Here is a 13931-nt window from a genome sequence, read left to right on the forward strand (position 1 = left end):
AATTTTATTGTTGGCTACGATTGGGTGAATCTTGGAATCCATTAGATCGATATGTGAGCACTAATGTATCGCGATAACCATAATTACCCAGCGGACGAATTGGCGTTGACTCATGAATCATGCGCTCATCATTCATGAGCAATAAAGACCATGGTTGAGTCAAAGTAAAGCGGAGGCCAGCAGAACCATTTGCTTCAAATATTCTAGTTTCACCACCTTTGATGCCGACACGATCCAGCAAAAACACTGCTACAAAATCTACACCGTCTCGGTGGGCACCCTCTGGTGTTGGACGACTGATACCATCCGTAGTGTCAATCCGAAACTGATGCGCTTCGACAAACCAAGTAGTCACTGGTTTTAAGCTGCTAAGCACATGAGCTAATCCAAGTAATACCCTTTGCCAAGCGGGATTATTTAATACCCCCGCTCCAATCGGTTCAAACCAGCGCTCGATGCCACCATGCAGCGCATTGTAGTCAACGGATTGCCAGTGCGCTCGATGCGGCACTAGCGTCAAACTTCCACTCTTAACCTCATAACTAGCGTGTCGCCGAAAACGGTAGCGTCCACCATCTTTTAAATAGGGATCTCTAGGAAGACCTTCCCAGTGAGACGAGATTGTTTGTAAGTCTGCCAAGCTCACACTACTGAGCTTGGGCTACCGTCTCTGCAGAAAGAACAGCAAATCCATTATCACGCATTGCTTGCGTCAGATCTTTTGCACTCGTTAGTACTGGGGCTAAATTACTGCTAGTCATTTGTTGATTGTAGGTCAATAAGCCAGTCAGTTAGTCCAATTGAGCGCCAGATGCCTTCACAATTCTGACCCATTTTGCTAACTCTTCCTTTAGCAGTGTGCCAAGCTTAGCTGGGGTCACCGGCGTGAGATCCAAACCTTGTGCAACGAGTTTTTCCCTGACATCAGGTCTTGCCATCACTTTATCCATAGAAGTCTGAATCTTCTTTACTACGTCTGGCGGCGTACCAATAGGAGCAAAGATGGCTACCCAAACCTCGCCTACACAATCAGGATAGGTCTCAGCAATGGTCGGAATTTCAGGCGCAGCACTTGAACGCTTTGCTGAGCTAATTGCAATGGCTTGCAACTTACCTGCTTTAATGTAATTTAGTGCTGATGGCAGACTGGCAAAAGCCAAAGGTACTTGACCGCCCAACACATCATTAATGGCGGGCGCAACACCCTTATAAGGGATGTGCTGCATATCAATACCTGCACTGGTATTTAACATCGCGCCTAGTAACCTAGTAAATGACTGATGGTGCCATTACCTGCTGATGCATAAGATAGCTCGCCAGGTTTTTTCTTTGCTGCAGCAACCACATCAGCCAATGTTTTATATGGGGAACCTGGTGGAGAAACTAATACGTAGGGCGTTGCGCCAATGTAGTACAACGGCACAAAATCATGAATCGGATCAAAGCCAGGGTTTTTGTATAAAGCAGGATTAATTGCTTGCGCACTATTGATAGTGAGTAGCAAGGTATACCCATCCTTAGGGGATCGGGCTACCCCTTGAGTGCCAATGTTACCGCCCGCTCCTGGTTTATTTTCGACAATTACTGAAGTGCTTAGTGCGTCACCCATTGCAGGAGCAAGTAAGCGCGCCACAATATCATTTGTACCACCAGCAGCCTGAGGAACAACCAAACTGATCGGCTTACTAGGATAAGGTTGAGCGACTGCGCCTAGAGAAGAACATGCGCCTAGTACTGCTACCCACCCCAAGCAAATCCATTTTTTCATACTCCCCCCAATCAAACTACGCGACTTAACCGTATCCGAATCTCGCCAACGTGCCCCTTTAGATCGTAAAGCTCTTTGGAGTCAAGCATCGATACATTGATGTTATCAACCCTCCTCTCGATAGCCTCTAACTCTCTAAAGTTCTTTTCTTTCAACGCAGGATTTAAGGAATTCTTTTCAATTTCTCTCAACTCAGCATAAACCCGTGCGAGCTTTAATCTGAGCAGGAAATTCTTAGCTGAAGGTATATAGGTAAATAAAGGAATAAAAATCACCAGCATAGGAATTACGATTTTTACAAATCGGCCAACCCAAACTGCTGTCCAAAATGGTAAGTGGCGATGCAAGAAAGAAGGTCCATCTTTTAAGTAAATCTCTGCATCAGTCTGGAGCGGGAAATCCATACCGGTACCGGAGGGAAACTCACCCGGTTTTTGTAGGCGTGAGTAAGACTTCAAGATATCGTAAGAAGCCCCTAGCAATAGGGAAATCATTGCTGGACTCACATTATCTTGGGTCACTAAAGTTGCTGTAGGGGCGATCACTGTGATATCTTGCTTAGGAACGTCATACTGAATACTGAGCTGAGCAAACCTCGAGGAACACTGACCTTTGATAGATAAGGTAAGTTGCGTGTGTAGGCATCCCCTTGATCAAAACTCATCAAACGAATTTCTGGAATTGAGTAAAACTTTTGCAATATCGGCGCTTCAGCAGCAGCGACAATAAATACCGCATCAATTTTTCCACTTTTCAACTGATCAATTGCTGCATCAGGCTTTAGTTTTTCCGGGCTGAAATCACTCTCAGAAATACCGCTCGCTTTAAGTAAAGCCGTGCTTAAGGCTAAAGTTCCACTACCTTCATTACCAATTGCAACGCGCTTACCTTTTAATTGACCGAGAACTTGTAAACGACCGCCATCACTCTTAAAAGTAGACTCTCGATACCATACCCAAATAGGCTCATAAAACATTCCCGCAATCGAAACTAATTGAGGATATTTGCTAACATCTGCAACACCGCCTTGAATCATTGCAAAATTGACGCCTGATTTAGGATCGCTCAGTAGCGCAAGGTTATCAATCGTACCGCCGGTAGCCCTAACATCAAGCCCCACTCCATCTTTAGCCAACTCGGTCTTTAATCTTTCAGCAAATTGGTAATAAAGACCGGTTGGAAAGCCAGTCGCAAGCTCAATACTTTTTGGAGGCGGTGGAACCAAAATCCACAGAATGCCAAAAATAAAAATGAGTAAACCACAAAACCCTAAAGCAACTGCAAAAGGGTTATACATTTGTTTCTTAATGAAATTCATAAGGACCTCAATTGATTCCCGCAACACTAGGGGCGCCATGCAAACAAATTACTGCCGAACTTGATCAACTAATAACCGCACTGAATTTGCACCTACCTTCACGGTTTTCACTACAGAAATTAAATCGCCCACTTCAGGCTTAGCCATTCCCGACTTAGTAATCCGTGCCTCCACGGTAAGCTGCTCAAACTGAGAAAGCGGCATACTGGGATTCATGGCTAATGCATCGTCTAATTCAAAGCGCATTGGAAAACTGGTGACAGTGGTTTTGAGAACGGCTATTGGCATACGCTCACCAGCTTGACGAGCAATTACCATCACCGTATCACCAGGCCTAATCTTCGATTGCAAATTAGGCGCTATTTCAATAGTGCCAGAGATTCTCTTTATACTGGCAATCGGATTTGTAATACCACTTTTAGATCGAGCCTGATCAATAGAGCCCTTGATCGCACGCGCTTCATCAGAATTTGGGGGCAACTGCTTTGCCAACTTTTCCCATGTCTGTACAGCTTTTTTGTAGTCACCATCATTGAACGAAGCAGTCCCCGAAAGCCAAAGTGCTAATAAATTATTCGGGTCAAGTTTGAGCGCTTGTCCAATCAACTGCAAAGGTTTTCCTGCAAAACTTCCATTTGCATTGCTGGCTAAAACATCAGCGAATTCAGCCAATAACTCTGGATCAGAATCAACAAAGCTGCCGGCACGCCCGTAAGCTTTTGCAGCGTCGGCATTGCGGCCCATAATGCGGTATGAGCGCGCCAACATGGCCCATCCCTGCAAATTACTGGGATCCTTTTCCATCTTGGCAGCAAACTGAGCTACCATTTTTTCAACACCTTCTTGAGTCACTGGTCTTTCTTGATTGTTTTGCGCAACCCGCAAAGCATCACCCAAATAAAAATAGAGCCCGCAAGAAAAGAAAGAGATCAATATACAAAGTGCAATTGCCGTTTTCTTTGGCGAACCCATTACAGATCGATCATCTTCTTCACTAACATCTTGAAATAGACGTTGCCGCATTTCTGCATGGCTCATTTCGTATTCCTCGGAATTCATCAGACCAGCGGCATGTTCTGCGGCCAATTTATCCAGCTCTTCTCGATAAATTACCGCATTCATCTGACGTCGGGAGACCCCTTCAGTATTGCGCTTAAAAATAAGAGGCCGTAACAGCAGCACTAGCACCAGGACAAGCAATAAAAAAGCGGCGATGATAAAACTAGCCATTTGCTCCACCCTTATCCTGTTGATCGATGGTATTTAATAAAGCATCCATCTGTTGATTATCTTCTGCAGATAAGGCTTTTGCAGATGGCGCCTCATTACGACGGCGCAGATAAATCAATAAAACACCTACACCTATTAGCAAAATAACAAAGGGGCCAATCCACAACAACCAAGTAATGGGCTTTACTGGGGGGCGATATAACACAAAGTCACCGTAACGCTCGACCATAAAAGATCGAATTTGATCATCACTCTTACCCTCTTTAATCAATGTGCGTATCTCGCGACGTAAGTCATTCGCCAAATCTGAACGCGAACCAGCCAAAGATTCATTCTGACAAACCAAACAACGCATTTCTTCAGAGATGCTAATTAAGCGTTGCTCCACAACTGGGTCATCAGCCAAGGGGACTGCATCGTTTGCAACAGCGGGTTGTAAACACAGCATGCAGAAGAAGACGGAAAATAGAACCCTCATGACTTTTTAAGCTCATCCAATAAGGGATATATCTTCTGATTCAGAATCTCTCTGGTAACCGGTCCTATTTGCTTAAAGCGAATAATTCCAGCTTTATCGATGACATAGGTTTCTGGTACACCATAAACTCCATAGTCAATACCAACTCGGCCATTACCATCAAAGCTAGAAAGCTTATAGGGATTACCTTGCTTTGAAAGCATCGCCAAGGCGTCTGCACGCTGATCTTTGTAATCCAAACCGATCAAGGGAGCCTGCCCTGAGTTTGCTAACTCAACTAAAACAGGATGCTCTTCGCGACAAGCAACACACCAAGAAGCCCAGACATTGAGTATCCAGACTTGACCTTTCATACTCTCAGGAGAAAATGTTTTGTTACTTTGCTCTAACTGTGGAATATCAAAAGCAGGTGCAGGTTTGCTAATTAAGGGCGAAGGCACTTCATGCGGATCGCGATTGAGTCCAATTGCGAGAAAACCCACTAGAACAACAAACAGGATGAGTGGAATCAAAAACTTCGCTTTCATGAAGCAATTCTCTTTAGCTTATTACGATAGCGCTTATCGGAAATGGCCAAAATACCGCCCAGTGCCATGAATAAACAACCACCCCAGATCCAGTCAACAAAAGGCTTGTAATAGACCCTAACAGCCCAGGCTTTATCAGCCAACTCTTCTCCGAGCGAGACATAAATATCACGCGTTAAGCTGACATGAATCGCCGCTTCGGTCATCGGCATCGAAGATGAAAAATAACTACGTTTTTCTGGGTAAAGATTTGCTTGTATGACGCCATCCTTACTCAACAGGAAAGTGCCACGTATCGCATCATAGTTAGGCCCAGGAACAGATTGCACGCCTTGTAACTGAATTTGGTAGCCACCAACAGAGACCGTATCACCTGCAAACATACGTACATCTTTTTCTTCTTGATAAGCGCCCACCATCGTGACGCCAATCACAAATATGGCAATCCCCAAATGAGCAACCTGCATCCCGATAAATGAACGAGTAGGTTTTCCAAGTTTAGTCTGACGTGCAATTTGCAAGCAGCCTGATCCAATCACCCAAAAAGCGAGCAAGAATCCAAGTCCAGCTAACCAGGTAAATTGACCCATTACCAAAGGAATAGTCGCCCCAGCGATGACTGCAAGAAGTCCTACAACCCATAAGCGCTTGATCACCACCACTAAATTGGTATGTTTCCAGCTCGCCCATGGACCAACACCCATTAACACCAAGAGTGGAATCATGATGGGTACAAACACGCTATTAAAGTAAGGAGGCCCAACTGAAATTTTTCCCAAGTGCAAAGCGTCTATTAATAACGGGTATAAAGTTCCTAGCAATACAGAGCCTGCAGACACTACTAAAAATACGTTACCTAGCAAAATAAAGGCTTCTCTTGAGCTCAAACTAAATTTTCCACCCAGTGTATTTTTAGGAGCCCGCCAAGCGTAGAGGGTAAGCGATGAGCCTACTACTAGCGATAAGAAAATCAAAATAAAAATGCCGCGCCTTGGGTCGGTTGCAAATGCGTGCACAGAGGTCAGCACACCAGACCGAACCAAGAACGTTCCCAGCAATGACAAAGAGAAAGCAGTGATAGCCAATAAAACTGTCCAACTCTTAAATCCGCCACGCTTTTCAGTAACCGCTAGTGAATGCAATAAAGCGGTACCAACCAACCAAGGAATAAAGGAGGCGTTTTCAACCGGATCCCAGAACCACCATCCACCCCAGCCTAATTCGTAATAAGCCCACCAAGAACCCAATGCAATACCGAGCGTCAAGAACACCCATGCCGCAGTTGTCCAGGGGCGTGACCAGCGCGCCCAGGCAGCATCTAATCTGCCCGATAACAGAGAGGCAATCGCAAAGGCAAAGGCTACTGAGAATCCCACATAGCCCATATATAACATCGGCGGATGAAAGACTAAGCCAGGATCTTGTAAGAGTGGATTGAGTGAGCGACCATCTTGCGCTGCAGGCAATAAGCGTTCAAATGGATTAGATGTTGTCAGAACAAATAGAAGCAGTCCGCCACTGACTAAACCCAAAACACCAATGACTCGCGCCACCATAAATTCATCTAAGGATTGGGATAGCTGTGCAACCAGAATTGTCCAAGTACTTAATAAAAATATCCACAGCAATAACGAGCCTTCATGACCGCCCCAGACTGCGCCCAAGCGATAAATCACCGGTAACTGAGAGTTTGAATGCTCTGCCACATAGAGGACCGAGAAATCATTGACGTAAAAACTCCATGCCAATACTCCAAATGCAATGGCTAACAACAAGAATACGGTTTGAGCTGCCGGTCTTGCCAAAATTAAAAATTCGCGACGGCCAAAATGCGCGCCCACTAAGGGTAGAACGCCTTGTATCAAAGCAATACAGAGCGCTAAAACTAAAGCGTAATGGCCAAACTCAGGAATCATTTGCCACTTCCATTTCCACTTCGATTAGTCACACTATTTTTTTGAGCTTGCTCAAGCGCATGCTTTGCCTCTGGCGGCATGTAGTTTTCATCATGCTTTGCCAGAACTTCACTGGCAACAAACTGACCGTTTGCGTCCATGCGCCCCTGAATCACCGCACCCTTACCCTCTTTGAACAAATCCGGAAGAATGCCCGTATATGAGACAGGAATATCCTTTACTAAATCAGTAATCACGAAATGTACCGTCAAACCATCACGCTCTAGTGACCCCTCTTTCACCATACCTCCGATACGAAAGGCTTGATCCTTTGGCGCCTTACCAGCAGCCACCTCACTCGGAGTGACATAAAGGGCAATATTGCTATTAAGGGCATTCAAAATCAGTAGGGCAGCAACACCAATGACGATGAGTGCTGCAACAATAATTAACGCACGCTGATGTCTTGGCTTCACTGATGACCTTCTTGATCAAACTGCTCGGCCAATAACTCTTGCTTTAGCCGAGAAATAATCGCTTGATTACGAGCGCGCACTGCCAGCGGCTCCAATAATAAGACCAGCACACAAACTCCAAAGCTACTCCACACATATAGGGCGTAGCCACCCATCGCAAAAAACTCTGATGCACTATTCCACATTAGTTTTTACCTCGTCTAATTGTCTTACCCAGTCAGCATGAGATTCACGCTCCAGAATAATAGTGCGGACCCGCATCAACGCTATCGCAATGGTATACATCCAAAAACAAAGTGCCATTAATAACATTCCCCACAACATGGTTTGTGCCATAGCGGGGGCTTTTGTCAAAGACACAGAAGCTCCTTGGTGCAAGGTATTCCACCACTTCACCGAGAAATAGATCACTGGAACATTCACCACGCCTACTAAAGCCAAGATTGCACCCGCTTTATCGGCGCGACGTGGGTTATCAATAGAAGCTTGCAAAGCAATAAATCCCAAGTAAAGAAATAATAAGATCAGCTCTGAAGTTAGGCGTGCATCCCAAACCCACCAAGCACCCCACATGGGCTTACCCCAGAAGGCGCCAGTCCACAAAGATAGAAACGCCATCCATGCGCCAATTGGTGCAAGTGCTTGCGCCATCATCGCGGATAAACGGGTATTAAAAATTAATCCTAGTGCCGCCCAAAAGGCCATCACCATATAAATAAACATGGACATCCAGGAGGCGGGAACATGAACAAAGATAATCCGATACCCCTGACCTTGAACGGCATCCACAGGGGCAACAAAAAAGCTTATCCACAATCCAGCAGTACCAAACAAAACCGCCAAGATCCAAAAAAGTGGAATGAGCTCTCCTGCCAGCGGATAAAAAGTGCTGGGACTGGACAATCTAAACCAGTTCACTAATCGGTTATTGGAAAAATGATTTTCTTGACTCATTTACTTATTCAATCGCAATCTTCACGGCAGCAGTGCTGACCCAAGGTACAAATGCTAAAGCCAAAATCAATAAAGCGCCCAGCAAGGAAAAATGTCCCGATGTGTCTAAGCCCACACTGGAGGCATAAACCGCTCCAGCACCAAAAATCAGAACTGGAATATATAAAGGCAAAATGATCAAACTCATCAAAACACTGCCACCTCTCACACCCAGAGTCAGCGCAGCGCCAATGGATCCCAATAAAGATAGTACGGGAGTACCTAGTAATAAGCTTGCCATCAGTACATACAAAGAGCTGCCATCTAAATTAAACTGCAGACCAATCACAGGAGCTAGCAACACTAGGGGTAGCCCGCACACAATCCAATGGGCGATGATTTTCCCTGCAATTAGCAAGATCATCGGCTGAGGAGATAGCGTCAATTGCTCTAAAGCACCATCCGCATAATCGGCGGCAAACATTCTTTGCAAACCCAATAAGGTTGAGAGCAAGGCTGCTACCCAAATAATTCCTGGGGCAATTTTTCGCAACAAAACAGCATCAGCACCAATACCCAGCGGAAATAAACTAGTAACCACTACAAAGAAAAAGAGTGCTGTGAGCACTTCACTCTTGCGGCGCATTACCAACAGTAAATCGCGCTTGACCATAGAAAACAAGGCGTTCATAGATCTAAGACCTTGATCTTCGGTAGCTCTATGGCCTGATGGCTGGTCAATATCAGCATACCGCCACAATCAAGATGCGATGCAATTAAATGCTCAAGCTCCTTAACAGCATTTATATCTAAAGCATTAAAGGGCTCATCCAAAATCCATAAGCTAGCTTGACGAGTCAACATGCGTGCCATCAGAACGCGACGCTTCTGCCCAGCAGACAAATAATGGACTGGTAAATTCTCTCGGCCTCGCAAACCAAATCGCCATAGCGCGGCCAAGGCTTTATGAGCTGATAGATTGACATCATCAATCATTGCATACATCTGCAAATTTTCTAATGCAGTGAGCTCCTCTTTAAGCGCATCGCGATGACCTAAAAATAATAATTGCCGGTGATAGGAGCTAGCATCACTGAAAATGGATTGGCCATTCCAAAATACTTCGCCTGACTCTGCCTTAGACAATCCTGTCAGCAAGCGCAATAAACTGGTTTTACCAACTCCATTCTCACCGCGTACATGAAGGCATTCGCCTGAAGACACCTGAAAACTAATATCTGCAAATAATGTCTTTTCTCCACGAATACAGCTCAATCCATGCGCTTGAAGCGCCGAGCTTGGATAGCTGTCGATATGGGTGAAATTGGCTGTCATGAAGGTTGTCGCGTGAATCAATCCGCCCCAAAGATTGTCTAAAAGCCAAAACTGACTGTCAAACACAAAAGCAAGGGGGTTTTAAGAATAATTTCTTTTAATTCAATTGCTTATGGGATTATAAACTCCCTAGCCAAGGAAATAAAAAACCACCCGAAGGTGGTTTTGAGAACATCAGCAGCTGAAAGCCTTAATTTACTCTTTTCTAGCCGCCTCAATTGCGATCAAGATGTTGACATCATCGCCAACGTTGGGAGCATATTTACCCATATTGAAATCGGTACGCTTGACCTTGGTCACAGCATTGGCACCGCAATAGTCAACACCGGACATTGGGTGCTTCTTGCACTCAAAATTGGTGATATTCAGAGTCACTGGCTTGCTCACGCCCTTCAAAGTTAAAGTCCCTTTTAATGCTACTGGCTTATCACCTTTAAAAATCATGTCGTTAGACTGGAAGGTTGCCGTTGGAAACTGAGTTGTCGATAAAAAGTCTTCGCTCTGGATATGGCTATTGAACAAGCTTGATCCAGTATCAACCGATTTGGTATCAATCGTAATATCAGCACTACCCTTTTTAGCAGCTTGGTCGATTGTCACTGTACCAGTGACTGTATTGAAACGACTGGTTTGATTTGAAAATCCTAAATGGTTGTATTCAAATTGGGCAAAAGTGTGATTTGCATCTGCTGTGTAGGTCGCAGGCGTTGCAAATGCAGTTACTGCCAAACCAACGGTTGCCATTAAAGCAATAAATAACTTTGATTTCATGTAATTCTCCGTAAAAAAATCGATTAAAAAATCTGTATAAAAACTATTTCTGATTCAGTACCAAATGGACTGTCACAGGAACTTCATTTGCCACAGCCGAGGTGTCAGCCCAGTTCCCTGCACCCAAGCCATAATCCAAGCGCATTAATTGCAAAGTTGCATCAAACACCACTCGCTTTCCCTGTACCTGATATTTAGCCAAGATAGCGACAGGCGCTGTCTTACCTTTAATTGCCAAAGAGCCTTTGATTTCAAGGGCATTAGATCCAGTGGATTTCACAGAGTCAGCGACAAAATTTGCCGTTGGGTAATTTTTGGCATTGAACCAATCTTTCCCTTTTGCTTCTTCCTGTAACTCTTCTCCCCCTGCAGCAAAGCTATTAATATCAATTATTAGATTTGCTTTAGCCTTTTCTGGCTCATCTGGATTGAAGCTAACCTTACCCGAGAACTTCCCAAAACTACCCGCCAGTTTTGAACCCATCAACTTGCTTGTAAAAGTAATTTTGCTCTTAGCAACATCAATCGAGCTGTATTCAGTGGCATGAGAATATCCAGAACCCAAAACAGCAAGCAATGTCAGAAAGGTGCGTGAAAAGCGATTGCAAAATATTCTCATTTTTGACTCCCTCTAAACGACATTCGACTGAGCAAACCATCTTTGTCAATAAATTGATGCTTTATCGCCCCCAAGATGTGCAGTCCAACGAGCGCCATTAAGCAATTCGCCAAAAACTCATGAACCTCTTTTAGTTGATGTCCTAGCGCCTTGTCTTTCTCGACTAAGTCGGGAAGCTCAAATAAGCCAAAGTAATTGACTGTATAACCTTTAGCGGAGCTCATGAGCCAGCCAACTACCGGAATAGCAAACATCAAGAAATAGAGCACAAGGTGCGTCAAATGCGCGGCTTTCTCTTGCCATGCCGGCATGAGAGTATCGAGCGGTGGCGCAGGATGGCTTATGCGCCACATCAGCCGGAAAATTACCAAGAAAAATTGGTTGTTCCGAGCCACTTATGCCAACTTAATCCCGCAATCCGAGCAGGACTAAGAGGCATGTCGTCTATTGCAATAGCAATCGACCAAGTGACAAAGATCAGTATGGCCATGATCCAATGCAATATCGCGGCAGTCTTGGTGTATCTCACATTCATCTTAGCCACGCAATTGTTTAGTAATTTTTGCGATGCGCTCACCATAGAGGCGCGCTGTCTCTAGGTCACCGGTATTAACCTCATCTGCACTTGCATCAGACGGCGTTTGCATCATTGCACCAGCAAAGGAGCCCACATAATTTACATCATCACGCTTTGCTGACTTCGCATTCGATGGCATTAATCCAGTGCCCACCCAAAGACCAGAGTGCTGCATTGCTAAGGTAAAGAAATAATGCAAAGTGGAATGCTTGTCGCCGTTCATCGTTGCTGAGTTGGTAAATCCGCCAAATACCTTATCTTTCCATTGCTGTGAAAACCACTGCTTTGATGAAGCATCAGCAAACTTCTTAAATTGCCAACTCACTGTCCCCATATAGGTTGGCGAGCCAAATACGATAGCATCTGCTTCATTTAATGTTGCCCACTGCGCTTCTGTGAGATTTCCCTCACCATCAATTACTACTAAGGATGCATTCGCACCCTTTGCAACAGCTTTTGCTTGTTTCACAGTGTGGCCATACCCGCTATGAAATACAACAGCTACTTTAGTCATGATTCTCTCCTTTTATTTGTTTGTTTCGTTTAATTAAAAAATGTTTTTAATTAAGTTCAGTGACTCTTGCAAATTTTTCAACTGCTCTGTGTCTAACTTTTGAAATGCTTTATCCAAATGCTTCAAATGTGCTGGAAATACTTTTTCAAATAAAAGCTGACCATCCTCTGTCAAACCAATCATTTGACTACGCGCATCCTCGGGATTGGTCTTACGCTCCAAGATGCCCTTTGCCTCTAAACGCTCTAGCACTCCTGTTAAGGTTCCTTTAGTCACCAGGGTTTTTTCACCTAACTCCTTACAAGTCATCGGCGGCTGATTACCCAAAGTGGCAATGACATCAAATTGCGTCATTGTCAGACCCATGGCCTTTAGATCTGGTGCAGAGTAGCGCTCAAATGCTTGGTATGCAGAGACCAAATTGCGAAGGGAGGGCAAAAAATTCATGAATTACATTCGTATAAAGTACTAATTAGGACTATTTTAGTACTAATACGAACTAATTGCAAGGATAGGAAAGAAAAACCCCACAACATGTGTGGGGTTGAGGGTGTTGGGTCATTTAAAACCTAAAACTGGACCATTTCACCCTCAGTCATAGGGATAATTTTGATATTGCTACCCTTCATGGCCGCCTGGAATTCCGCAAGGGTGCCCTTAGTCATAGGGTTGGAGTTGTAGTGCATCGGAATCACCATTTTTGGCTTGACCCAGGTTTTGAGTGCAAAAGCTGCGTCATCTGGAGCCATAGTGAAATTGCCGCCAATGGGAATTAACACCAAATCTGGCTTGTAGTGCTCGCTGACAAATTTCATATCACTAAATAAACCCGTGTCACCCATGTGCCAAATCTTAAAACCATTTTCAAGTTCAATGATGTAACCGACTGGCTCACCTGCAGGGTGCGCTTCCATTTTGTCTGTTGCAGGATTTTTCCATACTAACAAAGAAGAATGCTCAGCCTGAACAGCGGTTACCTTGATACCAGGCAACGGAGTTACCCGTCCTGTTTTGTTAAAACGCCAGCCAAGTTCTGCCGGAATAATTCCCAAAGTGATTAGCGGCGTCACCATATCCGCTGGGCCATACAACTTAATATTGTTTGTTTTGGCTACAGCAGGCGCATCACCAATATGGTCTACGTGTGCATGCGTTACCAACAGCAAATCAATTGGACCGATCGCAGACAAATCATTTTTATACATGGGAGGAGTTTTAGGGCCGCCAGTAATCCATGGATCAATCAGAATCATCTTACCTTCAGGCGATTTAATTCGAAAGCCTGCTTGACCAAGCCACAAGAGTTCTGTTTTACCTTGAGCGCCAGAGCTTGATGCGGTCTGCGCAACAGCACATGAACTAGTTGCCAGCAATACTGGTAGGGCGATCGCCGCAACCGCCCTTTTTAATGAAAAGCTTTCCATGGCTCCGTCTCCTGTTATGTATTTATGAGGATGGGAAAACTATATCCGAATTTCGAAGCAGGGATT

19 protein-coding genes and 1 pseudogene are annotated in these 13931 nt (G+C 44.6%); all 20 read right to left on the reverse strand.

Going from position 1 to position 13931, the window contains the following annotated elements; all coding sequences use genetic code 11:
* Nucleotides 1–4 precede the first annotated feature (4 nt).
* The 20 genes and pseudogenes from DXE33_RS05635 to DXE33_RS05720 all read right to left on the reverse strand — a co-directional run bounded on the left by DXE33_RS05635 (nt 5) and on the right by DXE33_RS05720 (nt 13865).
* Nucleotides 5–640, reverse strand: coding sequence for a 2OG-Fe dioxygenase family protein (locus DXE33_RS05635; protein WP_331851797.1), 636 nt, complete (start codon nt 638–640; stop codon nt 5–7).
* A gap of 151 nt (nt 641–791) precedes the next feature.
* A pseudogene (locus DXE33_RS10695) lies at nt 792–1768 on the reverse strand (Bug family tripartite tricarboxylate transporter substrate binding protein).
* 11 nt (nt 1769–1779) lie between these two features.
* The gene (locus tag DXE33_RS10145; protein ID WP_231970396.1) at nt 1780–2313 is read right to left on the reverse strand and encodes a hypothetical protein; all 534 of its coding nucleotides are present in this window, start codon (nt 2311–2313) and stop codon (nt 1780–1782) included.
* The gene (locus DXE33_RS10150; protein WP_231970399.1) at nt 2310–3086 is read right to left on the reverse strand and encodes a TAXI family TRAP transporter solute-binding subunit; all 777 of its coding nucleotides are present in this window, start codon (nt 3084–3086) and stop codon (nt 2310–2312) included. The genes DXE33_RS10145 and DXE33_RS10150 overlap by 4 nt, the downstream gene beginning before the upstream one ends.
* A gap of 48 nt (nt 3087–3134) precedes the next feature.
* Nucleotides 3135–4316: a c-type cytochrome biogenesis protein CcmI gene (gene ccmI, locus DXE33_RS05650; protein ID WP_114639041.1), complete on the reverse strand. Its 1182-nt coding sequence runs from the start codon at nt 4314–4316 to the stop codon at nt 3135–3137.
* Entirely contained in the window at nt 4309–4794 is a 486-nt protein-coding gene (locus tag DXE33_RS05655; protein ID WP_174222292.1) for a cytochrome c-type biogenesis protein, read from the reverse strand. Before DXE33_RS05655 ends, ccmI begins: the two co-directional genes overlap by 8 nt.
* Nucleotides 4791–5321 carry a DsbE family thiol:disulfide interchange protein gene (locus tag DXE33_RS05660; protein WP_114639043.1) on the reverse strand — a complete coding sequence of 177 codons (531 nt, stop codon included), beginning with the start codon at nt 5319–5321 and terminating at the stop codon, nt 4791–4793. Before DXE33_RS05660 ends, DXE33_RS05655 begins: the two co-directional genes overlap by 4 nt.
* Nucleotides 5318–7237, reverse strand: a complete 1920-nt coding sequence (locus tag DXE33_RS05665; RefSeq protein ID WP_114639044.1) for a heme lyase CcmF/NrfE family subunit — start codon at nt 7235–7237, stop codon at nt 5318–5320. Before DXE33_RS05665 ends, DXE33_RS05660 begins: the two co-directional genes overlap by 4 nt.
* Complete coding sequence (gene ccmE / locus DXE33_RS05670; RefSeq protein WP_114639045.1) at nt 7234–7692, reverse strand: cytochrome c maturation protein CcmE; 459 nt, start codon at nt 7690–7692, stop codon at nt 7234–7236. The genes DXE33_RS05665 and ccmE overlap by 4 nt, the downstream gene beginning before the upstream one ends.
* On the reverse strand, nt 7689–7802 hold the full coding sequence (locus DXE33_RS10700) for a hypothetical protein (RefSeq protein ID WP_231970401.1): 114 nt from the start codon (nt 7800–7802) through the stop codon (nt 7689–7691). The genes ccmE and DXE33_RS10700 overlap by 4 nt, the downstream gene beginning before the upstream one ends.
* 64 nt (nt 7803–7866) lie before the next feature.
* A complete protein-coding gene (locus DXE33_RS05680; protein WP_114639047.1) occupies nt 7867–8646 on the reverse strand; it encodes a heme ABC transporter permease in 780 nt (259 codons plus the stop codon).
* Nucleotides 8647–8650: 4 nt separating this feature from the next.
* On the reverse strand, nt 8651–9316 hold the full coding sequence (ccmB, locus tag DXE33_RS05685; protein WP_114639048.1) for a heme exporter protein CcmB: 666 nt from the start codon (nt 9314–9316) through the stop codon (nt 8651–8653).
* Entirely contained in the window at nt 9313–9960 is a 648-nt protein-coding gene (gene ccmA, locus DXE33_RS05690; protein WP_114639735.1) for a cytochrome c biogenesis heme-transporting ATPase CcmA, read from the reverse strand. The genes ccmB and ccmA overlap by 4 nt, the downstream gene beginning before the upstream one ends.
* A 195-nt stretch (nt 9961–10155) precedes the next feature.
* On the reverse strand, nt 10156–10731 hold the full coding sequence (locus DXE33_RS05695; protein ID WP_114639049.1) for a YceI family protein: 576 nt from the start codon (nt 10729–10731) through the stop codon (nt 10156–10158).
* Between the two features lie 43 nt (nt 10732–10774).
* Nucleotides 10775–11350, reverse strand: a complete 576-nt coding sequence (locus DXE33_RS05700) for a YceI family protein (protein ID WP_114639050.1) — start codon at nt 11348–11350, stop codon at nt 10775–10777.
* A complete protein-coding gene (locus tag DXE33_RS05705) occupies nt 11347–11703 on the reverse strand; it encodes a cytochrome b (RefSeq protein ID WP_231970402.1) in 357 nt (118 codons plus the stop codon). Before DXE33_RS05705 ends, DXE33_RS05700 begins: the two co-directional genes overlap by 4 nt.
* An 11-nt stretch (nt 11704–11714) precedes the next feature.
* On the reverse strand, nt 11715–11894 hold the full coding sequence (locus tag DXE33_RS10160; protein ID WP_231970502.1) for a hypothetical protein: 180 nt from the start codon (nt 11892–11894) through the stop codon (nt 11715–11717).
* Complete coding sequence (locus DXE33_RS05710; RefSeq protein WP_114639051.1) at nt 11887–12441, reverse strand: flavodoxin family protein; 555 nt, start codon at nt 12439–12441, stop codon at nt 11887–11889. The genes DXE33_RS10160 and DXE33_RS05710 overlap by 8 nt, the downstream gene beginning before the upstream one ends.
* Before the next feature lie 33 nt (nt 12442–12474).
* Nucleotides 12475–12888, reverse strand: a complete 414-nt coding sequence (locus DXE33_RS05715) for a MarR family winged helix-turn-helix transcriptional regulator (protein ID WP_114639052.1) — start codon at nt 12886–12888, stop codon at nt 12475–12477.
* 122 nt (nt 12889–13010) lie between these two features.
* Nucleotides 13011–13865: a metal-dependent hydrolase gene (locus tag DXE33_RS05720; protein WP_114639053.1), complete on the reverse strand. Its 855-nt coding sequence runs from the start codon at nt 13863–13865 to the stop codon at nt 13011–13013.
* Between the last annotated feature and the right edge of the window lie 66 nt (nt 13866–13931).

This window comes from Polynucleobacter necessarius (genome assembly GCF_900096765.1).
Taxonomy (GTDB): Bacteria; Pseudomonadota; Gammaproteobacteria; order Burkholderiales; family Burkholderiaceae; genus Polynucleobacter; species Polynucleobacter necessarius_F.

Coding starts and splice junctions, on each gene's coding strand:
- DXE33_RS10150 (WP_231970399.1), bottom strand. CDS start 3,086: ATGAATTTCATTAAGAAACAAATGTATAACCCTTTTGCAGTTGCTTTA.
- ccmI (WP_114639041.1), bottom strand. CDS start 4,316: ATGGCTAGTTTTATCATCGCCGCTTTTTTATTGCTTGTCCTGGTGCTA.
- DXE33_RS05655 (WP_174222292.1), bottom strand. CDS start 4,794: ATGAGGGTTCTATTTTCCGTCTTCTTCTGCATGCTGTGTTTACAACCC.
- DXE33_RS05660 (WP_114639043.1), bottom strand. CDS start 5,321: ATGAAAGCGAAGTTTTTGATTCCACTCATCCTGTTTGTTGTTCTAGTG.
- DXE33_RS05665 (WP_114639044.1), bottom strand. CDS start 7,237: ATGATTCCTGAGTTTGGCCATTACGCTTTAGTTTTAGCGCTCTGTATT.
- DXE33_RS05680 (WP_114639047.1), bottom strand. CDS start 8,646: ATGAGTCAAGAAAATCATTTTTCCAATAACCGATTAGTGAACTGGTTT.
- ccmB (WP_114639048.1), bottom strand. CDS start 9,316: ATGAACGCCTTGTTTTCTATGGTCAAGCGCGATTTACTGTTGGTAATG.
- ccmA (WP_114639735.1), bottom strand. CDS start 9,960: ATGACAGCCAATTTCACCCATATCGACAGCTATCCAAGCTCGGCGCTT.
- DXE33_RS05695 (WP_114639049.1), bottom strand. CDS start 10,731: ATGAAATCAAAGTTATTTATTGCTTTAATGGCAACCGTTGGTTTGGCA.
- DXE33_RS05700 (WP_114639050.1), bottom strand. CDS start 11,350: ATGAGAATATTTTGCAATCGCTTTTCACGCACCTTTCTGACATTGCTT.
- DXE33_RS05705 (WP_231970402.1), bottom strand. CDS start 11,703: ATGTGGCGCATAAGCCATCCTGCGCCACCGCTCGATACTCTCATGCCG.
- DXE33_RS05710 (WP_114639051.1), bottom strand. CDS start 12,441: ATGACTAAAGTAGCTGTTGTATTTCATAGCGGGTATGGCCACACTGTG.
- DXE33_RS05715 (WP_114639052.1), bottom strand. CDS start 12,888: ATGAATTTTTTGCCCTCCCTTCGCAATTTGGTCTCTGCATACCAAGCA.
- DXE33_RS05720 (WP_114639053.1), bottom strand. CDS start 13,865: ATGGAAAGCTTTTCATTAAAAAGGGCGGTTGCGGCGATCGCCCTACCA.